The 19,713-nt window shown below is 62.5% G+C and carries 16 protein-coding genes; 11 read left to right on the top strand and 5 right to left on the bottom strand.

All coding sequences use genetic code 11. The annotated features are described in order from the left end of the window. Nucleotides 1-59: 59 nt before the first annotated feature. The gene (gene ftsK, locus IM733_RS04300) at nucleotides 60-2,477 is read right to left on the bottom strand and encodes a DNA translocase FtsK (RefSeq protein WP_248919694.1); all 2,418 of its coding nucleotides are present in this window, start codon (nucleotides 2,475-2,477) and stop codon (nucleotides 60-62) included. Nucleotides 2,478-2,840: 363 nt separating this feature from the next. On the opposite strand from ftsK, the gene aat reads away from it, so the two are divergent. The 3 genes from aat to infA all read left to right on the top strand — a co-directional run bounded on the left by aat (nucleotide 2,841) and on the right by infA (nucleotide 4,608). Next, nucleotides 2,841-3,521 (top strand): leucyl/phenylalanyl-tRNA--protein transferase, encoded by a 681-nt coding sequence (aat, locus tag IM733_RS04295; RefSeq protein ID WP_248919693.1) that lies wholly within the window; start codon nucleotides 2,841-2,843, stop codon nucleotides 3,519-3,521. Between the two features lie 57 nt (nucleotides 3,522-3,578). Then, nucleotides 3,579-4,286 carry an arginyltransferase gene (locus IM733_RS04290; RefSeq protein ID WP_248919692.1) on the top strand — a complete coding sequence of 236 codons (708 nt, stop codon included), beginning with the start codon at nucleotides 3,579-3,581 and terminating at the stop codon, nucleotides 4,284-4,286. Nucleotides 4,287-4,389: 103 nt separating this feature from the next. Next, nucleotides 4,390-4,608, top strand: a complete 219-nt coding sequence (gene infA, locus IM733_RS04285) for a translation initiation factor IF-1 (protein ID WP_002553999.1) — start codon at nucleotides 4,390-4,392, stop codon at nucleotides 4,606-4,608. 123 nt (nucleotides 4,609-4,731) lie between these two features. On the opposite strand, the gene clpA is transcribed toward infA, so the two are convergent. Continuing rightward, nucleotides 4,732-7,002: an ATP-dependent Clp protease ATP-binding subunit ClpA gene (gene clpA / locus IM733_RS04280; RefSeq protein WP_011533430.1), complete on the bottom strand. Its 2,271-nt coding sequence runs from the start codon at nucleotides 7,000-7,002 to the stop codon at nucleotides 4,732-4,734. Between the two features lie 30 nt (nucleotides 7,003-7,032). Beyond that, nucleotides 7,033-7,407 carry an ATP-dependent Clp protease adapter ClpS gene (gene clpS / locus IM733_RS04275; protein ID WP_203652216.1) on the bottom strand — a complete coding sequence of 125 codons (375 nt, stop codon included), beginning with the start codon at nucleotides 7,405-7,407 and terminating at the stop codon, nucleotides 7,033-7,035. A gap of 232 nt (nucleotides 7,408-7,639) precedes the next feature. Here clpS and cspD point away from each other — a divergent pair, with 232 nt between their 5' ends. Continuing rightward, nucleotides 7,640-7,900 carry a cold shock domain-containing protein CspD gene (gene cspD / locus IM733_RS04270; RefSeq protein WP_283107516.1) on the top strand — a complete coding sequence of 87 codons (261 nt, stop codon included), beginning with the start codon at nucleotides 7,640-7,642 and terminating at the stop codon, nucleotides 7,898-7,900. 75 nt (nucleotides 7,901-7,975) lie between these two features. On the opposite strand, the gene icd is transcribed toward cspD, so the two are convergent. Further along, the gene (gene icd / locus IM733_RS04265; protein WP_248919691.1) at nucleotides 7,976-9,232 is read right to left on the bottom strand and encodes an NADP-dependent isocitrate dehydrogenase; all 1,257 of its coding nucleotides are present in this window, start codon (nucleotides 9,230-9,232) and stop codon (nucleotides 7,976-7,978) included. Nucleotides 9,233-9,773: 541 nt separating this feature from the next. On the opposite strand from icd, the gene IM733_RS04260 reads away from it, so the two are divergent. The 7 genes from IM733_RS04260 to IM733_RS04230 all read left to right on the top strand — a co-directional run bounded on the left by IM733_RS04260 (nucleotide 9,774) and on the right by IM733_RS04230 (nucleotide 17,651). Then, complete coding sequence (locus IM733_RS04260; protein ID WP_248919690.1) at nucleotides 9,774-11,999, top strand: NADP-dependent isocitrate dehydrogenase; 2,226 nt, start codon at nucleotides 9,774-9,776, stop codon at nucleotides 11,997-11,999. Nucleotides 12,000-12,158: 159 nt separating this feature from the next. Continuing rightward, on the top strand, nucleotides 12,159-12,599 hold the full coding sequence (locus IM733_RS04255) for an NUDIX hydrolase (protein WP_248919689.1): 441 nt from the start codon (nucleotides 12,159-12,161) through the stop codon (nucleotides 12,597-12,599). 58 nt (nucleotides 12,600-12,657) lie between these two features. Next, nucleotides 12,658-13,782 carry a tRNA 2-thiouridine(34) synthase MnmA gene (gene mnmA, locus IM733_RS04250; RefSeq protein WP_248919688.1) on the top strand — a complete coding sequence of 375 codons (1,125 nt, stop codon included), beginning with the start codon at nucleotides 12,658-12,660 and terminating at the stop codon, nucleotides 13,780-13,782. Continuing rightward, on the top strand, nucleotides 13,779-14,405 hold the full coding sequence (hflD, locus tag IM733_RS04245; protein ID WP_248919687.1) for a high frequency lysogenization protein HflD: 627 nt from the start codon (nucleotides 13,779-13,781) through the stop codon (nucleotides 14,403-14,405). Before mnmA ends, hflD begins: the two co-directional genes overlap by 4 nt. Before the next feature lie 200 nt (nucleotides 14,406-14,605). After that, complete coding sequence (gene purB / locus IM733_RS04240; RefSeq protein WP_248919686.1) at nucleotides 14,606-15,976, top strand: adenylosuccinate lyase; 1,371 nt, start codon at nucleotides 14,606-14,608, stop codon at nucleotides 15,974-15,976. Nucleotides 15,977-16,057: 81 nt separating this feature from the next. Then, on the top strand, nucleotides 16,058-17,224 hold the full coding sequence (locus IM733_RS04235; RefSeq protein ID WP_248919685.1) for a cupin domain-containing protein: 1,167 nt from the start codon (nucleotides 16,058-16,060) through the stop codon (nucleotides 17,222-17,224). Then, nucleotides 17,217-17,651 carry a GNAT family N-acetyltransferase gene (locus IM733_RS04230; RefSeq protein ID WP_248919684.1) on the top strand — a complete coding sequence of 145 codons (435 nt, stop codon included), beginning with the start codon at nucleotides 17,217-17,219 and terminating at the stop codon, nucleotides 17,649-17,651. Before IM733_RS04235 ends, IM733_RS04230 begins: the two co-directional genes overlap by 8 nt. Nucleotides 17,652-17,723: 72 nt before the next feature. Here IM733_RS04230 and IM733_RS04225 read toward each other — a convergent pair whose 3' ends face one another. Continuing rightward, a complete protein-coding gene (locus IM733_RS04225; RefSeq protein ID WP_248919683.1) occupies nucleotides 17,724-19,574 on the bottom strand; it encodes a polyurethane esterase in 1,851 nt (616 codons plus the stop codon). Nucleotides 19,575-19,713: the final 139 nt, after the last annotated feature.

Below are 19,713 nucleotides of genomic sequence, written 5' to 3'. Positions count from 1 at the left end.
AATCCTCATTGAGCATTGGATAGGCCGGGCACCTTCGTTGGTGCCCGGCAGGGTGTTCATCAGTCGCGCGGGCCGCCCGGGGCAATCACTTCCCGCGAGCCGTTGCTGTTCATGGGGGTGACTACGCCAGCCATCTCCATCGCCTCGATCATCCGGGCGGCGCGGTTGTAGCCGATCTTCAGCTTGCGCTGCACGGCAGAAATCGACGCGCGACGGCTTTCGAGCACGAACTGGACGGCTTCATCATACAAGGCGTCGCTCTCGGAATCGTCGCCATCACCGCCACCACCGCCGCCATCGAAGCCGCTACCGGCCTCTTCGACGCCGTTGAGGATGTCGTCGTTGTAGTCCGGAGCACCGCGCAGCTTCCACGCCTCGACGACGCGGTGCACCTCGTCGTCGGAGACGAAGGCGCCGTGCACACGTATCGGCAGGCTGGTGCCCGGCGGCATGTAGAGCATGTCACCGTGGCCCAGCAGCTGCTCCGCGCCACCTTGGTCGATGATGGTCCGCGAGTCGATCTTGCTCGATACCTGGAACGCCATGCGGGTCGGGATGTTGGCCTTGATCAGGCCGGTGATCACATCCACCGATGGGCGCTGGGTCGCAAGAATCAGGTGGATACCGGCGGCACGGGCCTTCTGGGCGATACGGGCAATCAGCTCCTCGACCTTCTTGCCGACGATCATCATCATGTCGGCGAATTCGTCGACCACCACCACGATGGTGGGCAGCGTTTTCAGCGTAGGCGGCTCGTCGTCCATGCTTTCGCGGCGGTACAACGGGTCGTGAACGACCTCGCCAGCCTCTTCTGCATCCTTGATCTTGCGGTTGAAGCCCGCCAGGTTACGCACGCCCATGGCCGCCATCAGCTTGTAGCGGCGCTCCATTTCAGCAACGCTCCAGCGCAGCGCGTTGGCGGCGTCCTTCATGTCGGTGACCACCGGGCACAGCAGGTGCGGAATACCTTCGTAGATCGACAGTTCGAGCATCTTCGGGTCGATCATGATCAGGCGCGCGTCTTCCGGGCCCGACTTGAACAGGATCGACAGGATCATCGCGTTCACACCTACCGACTTACCGGAGCCAGTGGTACCAGCCACCAGCAGGTGCGGCATCTTCGCCAGGTCGGTGATCACCGGCTTGCCGCCGATGTCGTGGCCCAGGGCCAGGGTGACCGGTGATTTCTGCTCATCATACTGCGGCGTCGACAGCACCTCGGAGAAACGCACCATCTGGCGGTTCTCGTTGGGGATCTCGATACCCACGGTGGTCTTCCCGGGAATCACCTCGACCACGCGCACACTGGTCACCGCCAGGGAACGCGCCAGGTCCTTGGCCAGGTTGGCGATACGGCTGACCTTCACGCCCGCGGCAGGCTGGATCTCGTAACGGGTGATCACCGGCCCCGGATGGATCGAGTCGACCGACACCTCGACACCGAATTCCTTCAGTTTGATTTCCAGCAGGTGGCCGACACCGGCCAGTGACTCAGGCGAGTACTCGATCTTCTTCTCTTCGGCAGGGTCGAGGATGGAGATCGACGGCAAAGTGCCTTCCACCGCACTGTCGATGAACAACGGCGCCTGCTTCTCCTTCATCACCCGTTTGCTTGGCTCTGGCGCCTTGACCGGCGCAGGCGGAATATTGATCACCGGGGCCGGTTGCTGCTCGCGCTGGGCAACATGCTTGGTCAACGCTTCGTCGCGCTCGATGATGCGCTCACGAGCCTTGACCTGCTCACGCTTGTCCGCCACCACCGGGGCAACCACTTCCTCAACCTGATCATCCACCTCACGCAGCTGCGCCACCAGGCGCTTACGCTCGTTGCGCGCCTCCCACCAACGGTTGGCGGCACCCTGCATCAGCTCGAACAGGTCGAGGGTGATCTTGCCGGTGACGTCCATCACCTTGAACCAGGACAGGTCGGTGAACACCGTCAGGCCGAACAGGAAGAGGGCAATGAACATCAGCGTGCTGCCCTGCACATTCAACAAGTTGCGCGCCAGGTCACCCAGGCTCTCGCCCAAGGCCCCGCCCGCAGAGAACGGCAGGCTGGCCGAAGGGTGAAAATGAATATGCGCCAGCGCCGCGCCCGACAGCACCAGGAACACCAGGCCGATCAGTCGCCAGGAAAACAACCAGCCACTCCACTGCCAGGGCTGGTGGCGTTCGCGGAAGATCTGCCAGGTCTTGATCGCCAGCAGCAGCGGGAAGATATAGGCGAAGTAGCCAAGCACCATGAACAGGATGTCGGCGAAATAGGCCCCGGCACGGCCGGCGGCGTTCTGCACCTGGTCGGCGTTGCTGGTGTGGCTGAAGCCTGGGTCGGCAGTGTCGTAGGTGACCAGTGCCATCCACAGGTACAGGCACAGGGCACCTACGGCGATCAGCGCACCTTCCTTCAGACGGTAGTGCAGCTGCTGCCGCCAAAGAGGCACTGGCAAAGGGGCTGGAGTTGCGGTGGATTTCTTCAAAACGCGTCTATTCCTGCGCGTGCTGCGCGTCCAAACAGTGAAAGGCCGTACGCAGGCCTTTGAACCACTACTTTTAACATTACTGCCCGCCAGCCGCCATGGCGGCACGCTGCTGGAGCGTGAACGGGGGCTACTTTCACAATGGTTGCAATTTGAGCATGCATTTTCTTTTGTGACAAAGGCTTATGCTGTGTTTTTGCACAGGTGTGACAGCAAATGTACCAGATGGTGCCAAAGCAAGCGTGAAACACCTTGTAGTCGTCGCGTTTGGCGGCGGGCTTGCCCCGCGATAGCGGCCGTTGACCGCATCCGCAAGCCGCGCCATGCTGGTCGCCCTCCCCTCCCCCGCCGCCCAAGAACACCATGCTCACCTGGCTCACCCGCGACTCGCTGACCTTCCCACCCCTGGAAAAGGCCCTTCACGACCCCAACGGCCTGCTTGCCGCTGGAGGTGATCTCACCCCCGAACGGCTGGTGGCCGCCTATCGTCACGGCTGCTTCCCCTGGTATCAGGATGGCCAACCGATCCTCTGGTGGTCACCCGACCCACGCACCGTGCTGTTTCCGGAGGAATTGCACGTCTCGCGCTCGCTGGCCAAGTTCATCCGCCAGGGCCACTACCAGGTCAGCTTCGACAGCGACTTCCCGGCCGTGATCAAGGCCTGCGCCGCCCCGCGCGACTACGCGGATGGCACCTGGATTACCGACAGCATGCGCGCGGCCTACTGCGAACTGCACCGCCGCGGCTTCGCCCATTCGGTGGAAGTGCGCCAGGCAGGTGAACTGGTCGGCGGACTCTACGGCCTGGCCATGGGCCGCCTGTTTTTTGGCGAGTCGATGTTCAGCCGCGCCGACAACGCCTCGAAAGTAGGCTTCGTGGCACTGGTCGAGCACCTGAAACAGGCCGGTTTCACCCTTATCGACTGCCAGATGCCCACCAACCACTTGCACAGCCTGGGCGCCCGGGCCATCAGTCGGGCCGAATTCGCCGACCACCTGGCACGCCACCTCAACCAGCCCAGCGGCGCCAGTTGGGTTCGCTAGGCGAGTTTCCAGAGCTGGCTTACACTTAGAGACAACGACTCATCGAAGGGGTTGAACATGACAGAGTTGGCGCGGTTGAAGTTCTATGCCACTCAACCCCACTCCTGCAGCTACCTGCCGGATGAGCAGGCCACCACGCTGTTTCTCGACCCGAGCCAGCCGATGGACGTGCATGTGTACGCTGACCTGTCGGAAATGGGCTTTCGCCGCAGCGGTGACCACCTGTATCGCCCGCATTGCCAAAACTGCAATGCCTGCGTACCGGCGCGCATCCCTGCTGCGCGCTTCATCCCCAACCGCCAGCAGCGGCGCATTCTCAAGCGCAATGCCGACCTGACCGTCAGCGCCGTGCGCCCGGTATTCAAGGAAGAGTATTTCGAGCTGTACCGCCGCTACATCGAGCAGCGCCATGCCGATGGCGACATGTACCCGCCCAGCCGTGACCAGTTTTCGACCTTCCTGGTCCGCGACCTGCCGTTCTGCTGGTTCTATGAGTTCCGCCTCGAAGGGCGCCTGATGGCGGTGGCAGTCTGCGACCTGCTGCCCAATGGCCTATCGGCGGTGTACACCTTCTACGAGCCCGATGAAGAACGGCGCAGCCTGGGCCGCTATGCCATCCTCTGGCAGATCACCGAAGCCCTGCGTCAGAACCTCGACGCCGTGTACCTGGGATACTGGATCAAGAACTGCAAGAAAATGAACTACAAGACCCAATATCGCCCCATCGAACTACTGATCAATCAGCGCTGGGTCACCCTCAACTGAAAGCATTGGCTTGACACGCAGTTTTCGGGCATACTCCACGCCACTTTTTTTGCCCGGTGCAGTCGTGCGTCGGGCCAACACTGGATACCGAGGGCTTTACTGCATGTCGAAAGAAGACAGCTTCGAAATGGAAGGCACTGTCGTCGACACCCTGCCCAACACCATGTTCCGCGTGGAGTTGGAAAACGGGCACGTCGTTACCGCGCACATCTCCGGCAAGATGCGCAAGAACTACATCCGTATTCTCACTGGTGACAAGGTCCGCGTCGAACTGACGCCATACGACCTGAGCAAGGGCCGCATCACCTACCGTGCGCGCTAAGCTCGAGCCATGAAAAAGCCCGGCCATGTGCCGGGCTTTTTTGTGCCTGAACAATACATCACGACTGGAGCCACTCCTGCAGGAGCGGCTTCAGCCGCGATGGGCCGCAAAGCGGCCCCAGCTTTACGCGACCTCAGCCGTGGTCTCGTAATCGAACACCAACTCACCATCGCGCAAGTCGATGTGCACCACGCCACCATGCTCGGCCAGCTCACCAAACAGGATCTCCTCGGCCAGCGGCCGCTTGATCTTGTCCTGGATCAGCCGCGCCATCGGACGCGCGCCCATCTGCACGTCGTAGCCCGAGGCAGCCAGCCAGCCGCGCGCGGCATCGGTGACCTCCAGCAGTACACGCTTGTCCTCCAGCTGCGCCTGCAGTTCGATAAGGAACTTGTCGACGATGCTCTTGATCGTCTCGTGGGAAAGACGGCCAAACTGGATGATGGTATCCAGACGGTTGCGGAACTCCGGCGTGAAGCTCTTGCGAATGACCTCCATGGCATCGGAGGAATGGTCCTGGTGGGTGAAGCCGATCGAGGCCCGCGCGGCGGTTTCAGCGCCGGCATTGGTGGTCATGATCAGGATCACGTTACGGAAGTCCGCCTTGCGCCCGTTGTTGTCGGTCAGGGTCCCGTGGTCCATCACCTGCAGCAGCAGGTTGAAGACTTCGGGGTGTGCCTTCTCGATCTCATCCAGCAGCAGCACACAGTGCGGCTGCTTGGTGATGGCCTCAGTCAGCAGGCCACCCTGGTCGAACCCGACATAGCCGGGCGGCGCGCCGATCAGGCGCGACACAGTGTGCCGCTCCATGTACTCGGACATGTCGAAGCGCACCAACTCCACACCCAATGCCTTGGCCAGCTGGCGAGCCGCCTCGGTCTTGCCCACACCGGTCGGGCCGGCGAACAGGAACGAGCCGACAGGCTTGTCCGGTGCCTTGAGGCCGGCACGTGACAGCTTGATGGCAGTGGCCAGCGAATCGATCGCCGCATCCTGGCCAAACACCGTGAGCTTGAGGTCACGTTCGAGGTTGCGCAACAGCTCTTTATCGGAGCTGGTGACATGTTTCGGCGGAATTCGCGCGATTTTGGCAACGATGTCCTCGACCTGTGGTACATCGATACGCTTGACGCGATTGGCCTCCGGTTGCAGGCGCTGGTAGGCACCCGCCTCGTCGATCACATCGATGGCCTTGTCCGGCATATGCCGGTCATTGATATAACGCGAGGCCAGTTCGGCGGCGGCGCGCAGGGCTTCGTCGCTGTACTCGATGTTGTGGTGGCTCTCGAAGCGGCCTTTCAGGCCGCGCAGGATACCCACGGTGTCCTCCACCGAAGGCTCGCTGACATCGACCTTCTGGAAACGACGCGCCAAGGCACGGTCCTTCTCGAAGATGCCGCGAAACTCCTGGAACGTGGTCGAACCAATGCAACGGATATCGCCGGAAGACAGCAGTGGCTTGAGCAGGTTGGAGGCATCCATCACGCCACCGGATGCCGCGCCAGCACCGATGATGGTGTGGATCTCATCGATGAACAGGATCGCCTGCGGACGCTTGCGCAGCTCACCGAGCAGCGCCTTGAAGCGCTTCTCGAAGTCACCACGGTACTTGGTGCCTGCCAGCAGCGCGCCAAGGTCGAGGGAGTAGACGACGCTCTGGGCCAGCAGGTCCGGCACCTGGCCATCAACAATGCGCTTGGCCAGGCCTTCGGCGATCGCGGTCTTGCCCACGCCAGCCTCACCGACCAGCAACGGGTTGTTCTTGCGCCGACGAGCGAGGATCTGCGCGACGCGCTCGACCTCCTGCTCACGCCCCACCAGCGGATCGATGCGCCCGGCACGGGCCAGTTCGTTCAGGTTGCTGGCATAGGCGTCAAGCGGGTTGCCGGAAGAAGAGGTTTCACCACCTTCCTCGTCCTGCATGTCTTGTTCGTTTTCAGTATGCGGGCCATGGCCCGGCACTTTCGAAATACCGTGGGCGATGTAGTTGACCACATCGATGCGGGCCACGCTCTGCTGCTTGAGCAGGAACACAGCCTGGCTTTCCTGTTCGCTGAAGATCGCCACCAGCACGTTGGCGCCGGTAACCTCGCGCTTGCCGGAGCTCTGCACGTGGAACACGGCACGCTGCAGCACGCGCTGGAAACCCAGCGTCGGTTGCGTTTCGCGGTCCTCGTCATGCACGGGGATCAGCGGGGTAGTCGAATCGATGAACTCCTGCAGGTCATGCTTGAGTTTGTCGAGATTGGCGCCACAGGCGCGCAGAACGGTCGCGGCAGCCTCATTGTCAAGGAGTGCCAGCAGCAGATGTTCGACGGTCATGAACTCATGACGTTTCGAACGCGCCTCCTTGAAGGCCAGATTGAGGGTGACTTCGAGCTCGCGGTTTAACATAGCTTCACCTCATACCCAAGTGGTCGGCGATTAACCGTCCTTCTCGATTTCACAGAGTAGCGGATGCTGGCTTTCCCTGGCGTATTGGTTGACCTGCATGGCCTTTGTCTCGGCGATGTCACGGGTAAACAATCCGCACACTGCCCGCCCTTCGGTATGGACGGTCAGCATGATCTTCGTTGCCAGCTCGCGGTTCAGATTGAAGAACGTCTCGAGCACTTCGACGACGAAATCCATTGGCGTGTAGTCATCGTTGAACAAAACCACCTTGTACATCGGTGGCGCCTGCAGGATCGGCTTGGCCTCCTGGACCGCAAGGCCCGCGCCATCGTCCTCATGCCCGTCCTCGTTCGACTGCGGGCGATCCTGATTGAATGTTAGTCGAATCTCACTGGGTACATGCATGGAAAGAATTTCATCATGAGCGACAGGTTAAGGTTGTGGGTTGACCGCTTCAGGTGGCTGCCGGCGCGGGCGCCGGCTGACCTTGACTAACGGCAAAACGGTGTTACAACCAATAAGAACCCACCGTGGTCTATAAAGATCCGCGCAGTCAACCAGATTTTCTCGCATGGTTCGTATGCGGATGAAGTGGATGATACTCCAGTGATGGAGTCCTTTGCAGAGGGACATAGGGATGGCAAGCGGTAAAGTCAAGTGGTTCAACAACGCCAAGGGCTACGGATTCATCAATGAGGAGGGTAAAAGCGAAGACTTGTTCGCCCATTACTCCGCCATCCAGATGGATGGCTACAAAACATTGAAAGCCGGACAGGCCGTGACGTTCGAGCTCGTGCAAGGCCCCAAGGGCACGCACGCAGTGAACATCCAGAGTGCCAGCACCACCCCTTCAGGTACCAGCACAGGCAATGTTACATCCATCCCTCAAGAAGCCTGATCCCCGCCTAATTTTCGGCATACGAAAAAACCGGCCACCTCTTTAATAAGAAGGTGGCCGGTTTTTTTGCCTGCCTTACATATGCTTGATCATGGCATCGCCAAAACCGGAACTGCCGACCAAGGTCGCACCGTCCATCAGGCGCTCGAAATCATAGGTCACGGTCTTGGCCGCAATAGCGCCATTAGTTCCTTTGATGATCAGGTCCGCAGCCTCGATCCAACCCATGTGCCGCAGCATCATTTCGGCAGACAGGATTACTGACCCCGGGTTGACCTGATCCTTCCCGGCATACTTGGGCGCGGTGCCGTGGGTGGCCTCGAACATGGCCACGGTGTCCGACAAGTTGGCGCCCGGCGCGATACCGATACCACCCACCTCCGCCGCCAGGGCGTCGGACAGGTAGTCGCCATTGAGGTTGAGGGTAGCAATCACGTCGTATTCGGCCGGGCGCAGCAGGATCTGCTGGAGCATGGCGTCGGCAATGGCATCCTTGACGATCACCTCACGGCCGGTCTTGGGGTTCTTGAACTTCATCCATGGGCCACCATCAAGCAGTTCCGCGCCGAACTCGTCGCGCGCCACCTCGTATCCCCAATCCTTGAAAGCCCCTTCAGTGAACTTCATGATGTTGCCCTTGTGCACCAGGGTCAGCGACTTGCGGTCGTTATCCACCACATATTGCAGCGCCTTGCGCACCAGGCGCTTGGTGCCCTCCTTCGAAACCGGCTTGACGCCGATGCCGCAGTCCTGGTCGAAACGGATCTTGGTGACGCCCATTTCCTCCTTGAGGAACTTGATCACCTTGTTCGCCTCGGGCGAGCCGGCCTTCCATTCGATACCGGCGTAGATGTCCTCGGAGTTCTCGCGAAAGATCACCATGTCGACGTCGCCAGGCTTCTTGACCGGGCTCGGCACCCCCTGGAACCAGACCACCGGGCGCAGGCACACATAAAGGTCGAGCTGCTGGCGCAGGGCCACGTTGAGTGAACGAATACCACCGCCGACCGGTGTGGTCAGCGGCCCTTTGATCGAGACCACGTAGTCCTTCACCGCATCGAGGGTCTCCTGGGGCAGCCAGGTGTCCTGGTCATAGACTTGTGTCGCCTTCTCGCCGGCGTAGACCTCCATCCAGGCGATCTTGCGCTTGCCGCCGTAGGCCTTCTGCACGGCGGCGTCGACCACCTTGATCATCACCGGCGAGACATCCACGCCGATGCCGTCGCCTTCTATGTAGGGAATGATGGGGTTGTCGGGAACATTGAGCGAATGGTCTGCATTGACGGTGATCTTGGTACCATCAGACGGCACCTTGATTTTCTGATATCCCATGCTGCACTACTCCGCTTTTCCTGGTGTGATTGGAAATCGTGCGATCCACTGAGCCTAAACCACATCCGTCGACCTGCAAGGTGGCACCCGTTGGCAGCAACTGTTTTGGGTTGACCGCACCGCCCCATTCGCCGGCAAGCCGGCTCCTACGGGCGCCATGCGGGCCCTGAGGATGGCCGGTCCACACCGGGGAATCATGTTGCCCGAACCTGCGGCAACACGTCACATTGCTCCTACGTCTTTGGTCTTATAAATGCGCTGATACGACTTCACCTTGCTGATTAGCCCAAAGGGTTTGATATACTCCGGCGCGACCGAAGGGTCATCGGGGCGAACCCTAGGAAAATGCGGCTCGCCCTTGGCCAGGAAATGGCCATAAGCCTGGGTTGTTACCGCAGCCCAGCACTTGACGCTCGACTGATGCATCCACCATCACCGCTCGCAGCCTCTCGACTTTCCGCTCATGGCGTCGCCAGGGCGAAGCGCCTACCCTGCGCACCTCGAGACTCGAGTACGCTCAGCACATAGAGAGTTAACCCGCATGCCCACCCGTTCCAAGATCATCTACACCTTCACCGACGAAGCCCCCGCCCTCGCCACCTACTCGCTGCTGCCGATCGTCGAAGCCTTCACCGCTTCGGCCGATATCGCCGTCGAAACCCGCGACATCTCCCTGGCCGGCCGAATCCTCGCGGCCTTCCCGGAGCAACTGGGCAGCGCGAAGCAGGTAGGCGATCACCTGGCGGAACTGGGCCAGCTGGCCACCACCCCTGAAGCCAACATCATCAAGCTGCCGAACATCTCTGCTTCGGTTCCACAGCTGAAGGCGGCGATCAAGGAACTGCAGAACAAGGGCTTCAACATCCCTGACTACGCCGACGAGCCGGCCACCGCGCAAGAAAAAGAATCCCGTGCCCGCTACGACCGCATCAAGGGCAGCGCCGTGAACCCGGTCCTGCGCGAAGGCAACTCCGACCGCCGCGCCCCGCTGTCGGTCAAGAACTACGCACGCAAGCACCCGCACAAGATGGGCGCCTGGGCCGCCGACTCCAAGTCGCACGTCGCCCACATGACCCACGGCGACTTCTACGGCAGCGAGAAGGCCGCGCTGATCGAGACTGACGACAGCCTGCGCATCGAACTGGTCGGCAAGGACGGCACCACCACCGTCCTGAAAGAGAAAACCGCGGTCAAGGCCGCCGAAGTCATCGACTGCGCCACCATGAGCCGCAAGGCCCTGAAGGCCTTCATCGCCGAGCAGATCGCCGATGCCAAGGCCTCCGGCGTGCTGCTGTCAGTGCACCTGAAAGCCACCATGATGAAAGTCTCCGACCCGATCATGTTCGGCGTGATCGTCGAGGAGTTCTACAACGACGTGCTGGCCAAGCACGCCGCGGCGTTGGCTGAAGTAGGCTTCAACTCGAACAACGGCATCGGCGACCTGTACGCCCGCATCAAGGACCTGCCTGCTGAAAAGCAAGCCGAGATCGAAGCCGATATCCAGGCCCTGTACGCCGTTCGCCCGGCGCTGGCCATGGTCAACTCGGACAAGGGCATCACCAACCTGCACGTACCGAGTGACGTCATCGTCGACGCCTCGATGCCTGCGATGATCCGCGACTCGGGCAAGATGTGGAACACCGCCGGTGAGCTGCAGGACGCCAAGGCCGTGATCCCGGACCGCTGCTACGCCGGCATCTACCAGGCCACCATCGAAGACTGCAAGCAGCACGGCGCCTTCGACCCGACCACCATGGGCAGCGTCCCCAACGTCGGCCTGATGGCCCAGAAAGCCGAAGAGTACGGCTCCCACGACAAGACCTTCCAGATCAAGGCCGACGGTGTCGTGCGTGTGGTCGATGGCAAGGGCCAGGTCATCCTGGAGCAGAACGTCGAAGCCGGTGACATCTTCCGCATGTGCCAGACCAAGGACGCGCCGATCCAGGACTGGGTCAAGCTGGCCGTCAACCGTGCCCGCCTGAGCAACACCCCGGCGGTGTTCTGGCTGGACCCGGCGCGCGCCCACGACGGCGTGATGATCGAGAAGGTGCAGGCGTACCTGAAGGACCACGACACTGCCGGCCTGGACATCCGCATCCTGGCCCCGGTCGACGCCATCAAGTTCTCCCTGGCCCGCATCCGCGAAGGCAAGGACACCATCTCGGTGACCGGCAACGTCCTGCGCGACTACCTGACCGACCTGTTCCCGATCATGGAGCTGGGCACCAGCGCCAAGATGCTGTCGATCGTCCCGCTGATGAACGGCGGTGGCCTGTTCGAAACCGGCGCCGGTGGTTCGGCACCGAAGCACGTGCAACAGCTGGTTGAAGAGAACTTCCTGCGCTGGGACTCGCTGGGTGAATTCCTCGCGCTCGCCGCTTCGCTCGAGCACCTGGGCAACACCTACGACAACCCGCGCGCCAAAGTCCTGGCCAACACCCTGGACCAGGCCACCGGCAAGTTCCTCGACACCAACAAGTCGCCTTCGCGCAAGGTCGGCGGTATCGACAACCGCGGCAGCCACTTCTACCTCACGCTCTACTGGGCAGAAGCCCTGGCCGCCCAGACCGACGATGCCGCCCTGCAGGCGCGCTTCGCCCCACTGGCAAAAACCCTGAGCGAGAACGAAGCGACCATCGTCGCCGAGCTCAACGCCGTCCAGGGCAAGCCGGCCGACATCGGTGGCTACTACGCCCCGGATGCCGAGCTGACTGCTAAGGTGATGCGCCCAAGCCAAACCCTGAACAGCGCCATTGCCGCACTGTAAGGTTCGCTTGCAGTAACAACACAGACCCCGGCCACGCACCGGGGTTTGTGCTTTTTCAGCCACAAGTGGCCAGCTGCAAGCGACAAGTCAAAGCAGTCGCTTACCGCTTCTACTTGTGGCCTGCAGCTTGAAACTTGCCACTTAGGGAGAGAATCGACCGTGTCTTGGCAACCCCACATCACCGTCGCCACCATCGTCGAACATGAGGGCAAGTTCCTCTTCGTCGAGGAATTCAAGGCCGGCCAGCACGTTCTCAACCAACCTGCCGGCCACCTGGAAGCCAACGAAACCATCACCCAGGCCGCTCTGCGCGAGACGCTGGAAGAAACCGCGTGGGAAGTCGAACTCACCGGCGTGGTCGGCATCTACCTCTATACCGCCCCGAGCAACGGTGTAACCTACCAGCGTATCTGCTTCGCCGCCCGCCCCGTACACCACCACACAGACCTGGCTCTGGACAGCGACATCGTCCGCGCCGTGTGGCTGAGCCGCGACGAGCTGCTGGCCGAGCCGTCGCGTTGGCGCAGCGAACTGGTGCCCCGTTGCCTCGACGACTATCTGAAAGGCCCTCTGCACAGCCTCGAACTGCTGCGCGACTGACGCCAGCCCGCGGGTTTGATAGAATCCGCGCTTTTCCCCCAGATACACACCGGTAGCCATGACCAGCCCAGCACTCAAAGACCCCGCCAAGACCCGCGTCATCGTCGGCATGTCCGGCGGCGTGGACTCTTCCGTCTCCGCCCTTCTGCTCATGGAGCAGGGCTACCAGGTGGAAGGTCTGTTCATGAAGAACTGGGAAGAGGACGACGGCACCGAATACTGCACCGCCCGCGAAGACCTCGCCGACGCCCAGGCCGTGTGCGACCGCATCGGCATCAAGCTGCACACCGCCAACTTCGCCGCCGAATACTGGGACAACGTGTTCGAGCACTTCCTCGAAGAGTACAAGGCCGGCCGCACACCGAACCCGGACATCCTGTGCAACCGCGAGATCAAGTTCAAGGCGTTTCTCGACTATGCCCTGTCGCTGGGCGCCGACCTGATTGCCACCGGCCACTATGTGCGCCGCCGCGATACCGGCGAACTGACCGAGCTGCTCAAAGGCCTGGATCCGAACAAGGACCAGAGCTACTTCCTGCACGCCGTGGGCGGCAAGGAGATCGCCCGCACCCTGTTCCCGGTCGGTGAGCTAGAGAAGCCCGAAGTCCGCGCCATCGCCGAGAAACATGGCCTGGCCACGGCGAAGAAGAAGGACTCCACCGGCATTTGCTTCATCGGTGAGCGCCGTTTCAGCGACTTCCTCAAGCAGTATCTGCCGGCCCAGCCGGGCGAGATCCAGACCACCGATGGCGAAGTCATCGGCCGCCACCACGGCCTGATGTACCACACCATCGGCCAGCGCCAGGGCCTGGGCATCGGCGGCCTGAAGGACGCCGGCGACGAACCGTGGTACGTGCTACACAAGGACCTCGCACGGAACGTGCTGGTGGTCGGCCAGGGTAACGAACACCCCTGGCTGTTCTCCCGCGCCCTGCTTGCCTCGGAAATCTTCTGGGTCAACCCGATCGACTTGAGCAGCCCGCGCCGGCTCACCGCCAAAGTGCGCTATCGCCAGGGCGACCAACAATGCACCCTTGAGCGCACCGAGAACGGCTACCGCGCGGTGTTCGACGAACCTCAACGCGCGGTCACCCCCGGCCAGTCGGTGGTGTTCTACGACGGCGAGGTGTGCCTGGGTGGTGGCGTGATCGAGACCGCCGAGCCGTGGAGCCCGCGTCAATGAACAACCTCCAGGAGCAGTTGGTCGCCCTGGGCGGCGTGTTCCAGGCCGCAGTACTGGTCGACCGCATCGCCCGCACCGGCCAGGCCAGCGAGGCCCACATCGGCTGCATGCTTGGTAGCCTGCTGGTGCGCGACCCGAAGGATACGCTGGAAGTGTTCGGCGGCGACGACCTTAACCTGCGCGATGGCTATCGCGCGCTGGTCGGCGCCCTGGAGCGCGACCCCAGCAGCCTGCAGCGCGAGCCGCTGCGCTACGCCCTGTCGATGCTCGGCCTTGAGCGCCAGCTGAACAAACGCGGCGACATGCTCGACATCATCGGCAATCGCCTGCCGCAGATTCAATCGCAGGCCGATCATTTCGGCCTGGTTCACGAAAACGTCATCGCTTCCAGCGGAGCCTTGTACCAGGACACCTTGAGCACCCTGCGCCAACGCATCCAGGTGCACGGCGACATGCGTTTCCTGCAGCAGGCGAGCAATGCCTCGAAGATCCGTGCCCTGCTGCTGGCCGGCATCCGCGCCGCGCGCCTGTGGCGCCAGCTGGGCGGGCATCGCTGGCAACTGGTGTTCAGCCGGCGCAAGTTGCTCAACGAGCTGTACGGGATGATGCGTACCAACGACTGAACGAACACCGTGCCCCAGTAGGAGCGGGTTTACCCGCGAATGCGCCAGTAAATCCAGCATTGCATCGCGGGTAAACCCGCTCCTACTGGGGCCCAAGCAAGACTCGAAATGGCCCGACCTTTGGTCAGCCACCCGACTCGGGCGCGTTTTTCATGTATGATATGCGCCCTTCCAAAAGCCTGACTGTCCGAGAACACCCCATGCAGCTCTCCTCGCTCACTGCGGTTTCCCCTGTAGACGGCCGTTATGCCGGCAAAACCCAGGCCCTGCGCCCCATCTTCAGCGAATTCGGCCTGATCCGTTTCCGCGCCCTGGTCGAAGTGCGCTGGCTGCAGCGCCTGGCCGCCCACCCGCAGATCGGCGAAGTGCCGGCGTTCTCCGCCGAAGCCAACGCCCTGCTGGACAGCCTGGCCACCGATTTCAAGCTCGAGCACGCCGAACGCGTCAAAGAGATCGAGCGCACCACCAACCATGACGTCAAGGCCATCGAGTACCTGCTCAAGGAGCAAGCGGCTCAACTGCCTGAACTGGCCAAGGTCAGCGAGTTCATCCACTTCGCCTGCACCAGCGAGGACATCAACAACCTGTCCCACGCCCTGATGCTGCGCGCTGGCCGCGACGAAGTGCTGCTGCCGCTAATGCGCCAGATCGCCGAGGCCATCCGTGCCCTGGCCCACGCCCACGCCGAAGTCCCCATGCTGTCGCGCACCCACGGCCAGCCGGCCTCGCCGACCACCCTGGGTAAAGAGCTGGCCAACGTCGTCTACCGCCTGGAGCGCCAGATCGCTCAAGTGGCCGCCGTACCGCTGCTGGGCAAGATCAATGGCGCCGTAGGCAACTACAACGCCCACCTGTCGGCCTACTCGCAGATCGATTGGGAGCAGAACGCTCGCGCCTTCATCGAGGACGAACTGGGCCTGGTGTTCAACCCCTACACCACCCAGATCGAGCCGCACGACTACATCGCCGAGCTGTTCGACGCCATCGCCCGCTTCAACACCATCCTCATCGACTTCGACCGCGACGTCTGGGGCTACATCTCGCTGGGCTACTTCAAGCAGAAGACCGTCGCCGGCGAGATCGGCTCCTCGACCATGCCGCACAAGGTCAACCCGATCGACTTCGAGAACTCCGAAGGCAACCTGGGGATCGCCAACGCGCTGTTCCAGCACCTGGCCAGCAAACTGCCAATCTCGCGCTGGCAGCGTGACCTGACCGACTCCACCGTGCTGCGCAACCTGGGCGTGGGCTTCGCCCACAGCGTCATCGCCTATGAAGCCAGCCTGAAAGGCATCGGCAAGCTGGAAGTCAACGCCGCGCGTATCGCCGCCGACCTGGACGCCTGCTGGGAAGTCCTGGCCGAGCCGATCCAGACCGTGATGCGCCGCTTCAACATTGAGAACCCCTACGAGAAGCTCAAGGAGCTGACCCGTGGCAAGGGCATCACCCCTGAAGCGCTGCTGACCTTCATCGACGGCCTGGACATGCCGGCCGACGCCAAGGCCGAGCTCAAGCAACTGACCCCTGCCACCTACATTGGCAACGCCGTGGCCCAGGCCAAACGCATCTGACCTGCGCTCCGCGCTTAACGCCCGGCCTGGCCGGGCGTTTTTATTCCCGTCTGAAAACTACGTTTTTTCAATAGGTTGAACATGAATTCTGATACTCCACTGCAACTGCTGGGCGGCCTGACGGCCCGTGAATTCCTGCGCGACTACTGGCAGAAGAAGCCGCTGCTGGTGCGTCAGGCCTTCCCCGACTTCATCAGCCCCATCGACGCCGACGAACTGGCCGGCCTGGCCCTGGAAGAAGAAGTCGAGTCGCGCCTGGTGCTCGAACACGGCGAGCGCCCGTGGGAGCTGCGCCGCGGCCCGTTCGCCGAGGACGCCTTCGCCGACCTGCCCGAGCGTGACTGGACCCTGCTGGTACAGGCGGTGGACCAGTTCGTCCCGGAAGTGGCCGAGCTGCTCGAAGAGTTCCGCTTCCTGCCCAGCTGGCGTATCGACGACGTGATGATCAGCTACGCAGCGCCCGGCGGCAGCGTCGGCCCGCATTTCGACAACTACGACGTGTTCCTGCTGCAGGCCGATGGCAAGCGCAACTGGAAAGTCGGCCAGATGTGCAACAGCGACAGCGCGCTGATCGACCACGCTGACCTGCGCATCCTCGCCGAATTCGAGCAGAGCGACGAGTGGACCCTGGAGCCCGGCGACATGCTCTACCTGCCGCCGCGCCTGGCCCACTACGGCGTCGCCGAGGGCGAGTGCATGACCTACTCGGTGGGCTTCCGCGCCCCCAGCGCGGCCGAAGTGCTGACCCACTTCACCGACTTCCTCGGCCAGTTCCTGCCGGACGAAGAGCGCTACAGCGATGCCGACGCCCAGCCGGTCAGCGACCCGCACCAGATCCAGCACGACGCCCTGGACCGCCTCAAGGCCCTGATCGACAAGCACATGGCCGACAAGGACCTGCTGCTGACCTGGTTCGGCCAGTTCATGACCGAGCCGCGTTACCCCGAGCAGGTAGTAGGCGAGGAACTGTCTGAACAGGAGCTGCTCGACTACCTCGGCCAGGGCGCCATCCTGATCCGCAACCCGAGCGCACGCCTGGCCTGGTCGGAGTTCGGCGACGACCTGCTGCTGTTCGCCAGCGGCCGCAGTTGCCCGCTGCCGGGGAAACTGCGCGAGCTGCTGAAACTGATCTGCTCCGCCGACGCCCTGCACAGCGAAAACCTGGCCCAGTGGCTGCCGGATGAAGACGGCCTGATGCTGGTCCAGCAGTTGGTCATGCAAGGCAGCCTGGGGTTCGCCGATGAATAAGATCAGCGTTCGACTGGCCGACTGGCACAAAGACAACGCCGATATCCACCGCATCCGCAGCGCCGTGTTCGTCGCCGAGCAGCATGTGCCACCGGAGCTGGAGTTCGACGCTGAAGACCCGAGCGCCGTGCATTTCCTCGCCATGGAAGGCGACTACCCGATCGGTACCGCGCGCCTATTGCCCGACGGCACCATCGGCCGGGTGTCGGTGCTCAAGGACTGGCGCGGCTTGAAGGTGGGCGATGCACTGATGCAGGCGGTGATCGTCGAGGCGCAGAACCGCGACCTCAAACAGCAGATGCTCAGCGCCCAGGTGCATGCCACCCCATTCTACGAGCGCCTGGGGTTCCGCGTGGTCAGCGAGGAGTTCCTCGAGGCCGGGATCCCGCACGTGGACATGGTGCGCGACTCGCGCGAGATCGTCTAAGCCGCCATTCGCCGGCAAGCCAGCGCCTACAGGATATTCCCGTAGGGGCCGGCTTGCCGGCGAACCGCCTGGTCAGGCAATCACGACCTGGCCATCACCCAGCGACTGCGCCGCAATCCCCACCAGCGTCACGCTGTCGGCACCGAACGTCAGCACCAGGTCATTGCCCACCTGGCTGGCATGATCACGCCAGGCCGGTACAGCCGTGCCGCCCTCCACGCCCATGAATACCAGGCGGTCCTGGCCGGTGAAATCCAGCACCCGGTCCAGACCGAAGTGCCCGCTGAACAGGAACGTATCGCGCCCGGCACCGCCACTGAGCACATCGTTGCCGGTGCCACCGACCAGCACGTCATTGCCCGCGCCGCCCTGCAGGCGATCATCCCCACCCAGGCCGAACAACCACTGGCCCTGGCTCCCCGCCACCAGCTGGTCACCCGCCTGGCTACCACTGATCGACGCTGCGTAGGGGTTGAGCTTGCCACTGTTCAGCAACCCATCTACGCCTAGCTGATGGGCCACCTCCTTGGTGAAGATCACCAGGCTCGGCTCCTTGCTGACCAGGTTCTCGACGCCGTGCAACTGGCTGATGCCGCCCACGGCATCCTGCACATACACCGTGCCCTCGCCGTCGCGGGCGATGTTCAGGCTAGCCAGTGAATCCTGCAGCTTGAACGTGTCATGCCCGTCGCCGCCATCGATCAGGTTGAAGCCGCCATCATCACGGAAGGTATCGTTGCCGGCACGCCCTTCGAGGTAGTCGTTGCCACGCCCGCCATGGATCAGGTCGTCCTTGTCGGTACCAATGATGAAGGTACTGCCTTTGTGAGGCTCGGCGCTGCGGTTGAGGTCCGCGACCCAGGTCGAGCCCCGGGTCACATCGGACAGGTTGCTGACCACCACGGTCGAGTCGCGGGTGGTCCACTGATAGAAGGACGAGTCCACCACCCGCCCCAGGCCATCGGTGTAGGCGGCCGGCAGGTGCGACAGCCAGTTGGCGATGTTGGCGATGGAGAACGGCAGCAGGTTCCAGGCGTCAGAAGCGTAGTGGTCGTTGAAGTTGACGATGTTGTTGGTGGCCGAGGCCTTGGCGCTATCGTGCACGCCGGCGGTCCCCCAGGTGACCGAGGTACCGTCGAGCACACGGAATACCGGGTCGTTCTCGTAGCCGATGTTGAGCACCTTGTTGGCATCGGCGGCCTGGGTCGGCGAGGCGAAGGCGACGTAGCGCGAATCCTGGTAGAAGCCGCCCCAACGCGAGGTGCTGAGGTCTGCCAGGCTGTTCACCGCCAACCCGCCAAGGCTGTGGCCACTGACGGTGACATCGGCGCCGGTCAGGCCGTTGGCCTTGGCAAATGCCGCCACATTGTCGAGCAGGCGGCCGAAGGCGTTGCCGGTGTAGTCGCGGGCATAGCCCGGTGGCCCGAACGCCGCCAACAGGTCGTTGATCACGTCGCCGATGGTGTCGCCAATCAGCACTTCCCGTGGCCCACCGGTGCCGCGAAAGGCGATGCCGATGCCCGTCAGGTGACCGTCAGCGTCGTAGCGACCCATGACTTCAGCCTGTGCCGTGGTATAGCCGGCGTTTTCACCATAGAAGGTCCCCCGCGCATCGGTCTTGCCCTGATAGCCCAGCTGCGCGGCGCTGATCGGGTTCCAGCCGATCGCCTTGGCGTTGGCCAAGGCCTTGGCCTCTGCGTCAGGGTTCCAGGGTATGCCGGGGATCACGCCCTGACTGTCGGTGCCGCCTACCAGTGCTTTGACCAGTGTGGCGGGCAAGCCGAGGCCGAAACCATGCTGCTGGTAGCCTGCGGCGAATCCATCGTCGATGCCGTGGTAGGCATACATCGCCAAGGCCATGGCATCTTTGTAGAGGGCGGAAGAGGCAGAGCCGCCAAGTTGGCGGTAATCGAATATGGGCATTGGATACATCCCTGTTGGTTGTAGTTGAGGCGCCTCAGCGACATCGTCCTCTGACACGACTGGCAGGCGAAAGGCAAAGCTGGCACGCCGGTGCCACATGATTCAAGCCCCTGGGAGTGGCAACCCTGCCAAAATCGCG

It is taken from the genome of Pseudomonas entomophila (genome assembly GCF_023277925.1).
GTDB lineage: Bacteria > Pseudomonadota > Gammaproteobacteria > Pseudomonadales > Pseudomonadaceae > Aquipseudomonas > Aquipseudomonas entomophila_D.
Note: the sequence above shows the minus strand (reverse complement) of the source record. Positions and strands in the feature narration are given on the sequence as shown.

What these genes read in the sequence shown, in the direction of transcription:
- IM733_RS04230 (WP_248919684.1), top strand. Translation starts at nt 17,217, where the DNA reads ATGAATAAGATCAGCGTTCGACTGGCCGACTGGCACAAAGACAACGCC.
- clpA (WP_011533430.1), bottom strand. Translation starts at nt 7,002, where the DNA reads ATGTTAAACCGCGAGCTCGAAGTCACCCTCAATCTGGCCTTCAAGGAG.
- mnmA (WP_248919688.1), top strand. Translation starts at nt 12,658, where the DNA reads ATGACCAGCCCAGCACTCAAAGACCCCGCCAAGACCCGCGTCATCGTC.
- aat (WP_248919693.1), top strand. Translation starts at nt 2,841, where the DNA reads ATGCTCACCTGGCTCACCCGCGACTCGCTGACCTTCCCACCCCTGGAA.
- clpS (WP_203652216.1), bottom strand. Translation starts at nt 7,407, where the DNA reads ATGCATGTACCCAGTGAGATTCGACTAACATTCAATCAGGATCGCCCG.
- IM733_RS04290 (WP_248919692.1), top strand. Translation starts at nt 3,579, where the DNA reads ATGACAGAGTTGGCGCGGTTGAAGTTCTATGCCACTCAACCCCACTCC.
- IM733_RS04260 (WP_248919690.1), top strand. Translation starts at nt 9,774, where the DNA reads ATGCCCACCCGTTCCAAGATCATCTACACCTTCACCGACGAAGCCCCC.
- purB (WP_248919686.1), top strand. Translation starts at nt 14,606, where the DNA reads ATGCAGCTCTCCTCGCTCACTGCGGTTTCCCCTGTAGACGGCCGTTAT.
- infA (WP_002553999.1), top strand. Translation starts at nt 4,390, where the DNA reads ATGTCGAAAGAAGACAGCTTCGAAATGGAAGGCACTGTCGTCGACACC.
- cspD (WP_283107516.1), top strand. Translation starts at nt 7,640, where the DNA reads ATGGCAAGCGGTAAAGTCAAGTGGTTCAACAACGCCAAGGGCTACGGA.
- icd (WP_248919691.1), bottom strand. Translation starts at nt 9,232, where the DNA reads ATGGGATATCAGAAAATCAAGGTGCCGTCTGATGGTACCAAGATCACC.
- hflD (WP_248919687.1), top strand. Translation starts at nt 13,779, where the DNA reads ATGAACAACCTCCAGGAGCAGTTGGTCGCCCTGGGCGGCGTGTTCCAG.
- IM733_RS04235 (WP_248919685.1), top strand. Translation starts at nt 16,058, where the DNA reads ATGAATTCTGATACTCCACTGCAACTGCTGGGCGGCCTGACGGCCCGT.
- IM733_RS04225 (WP_248919683.1), bottom strand. Translation starts at nt 19,574, where the DNA reads ATGCCCATATTCGATTACCGCCAACTTGGCGGCTCTGCCTCTTCCGCC.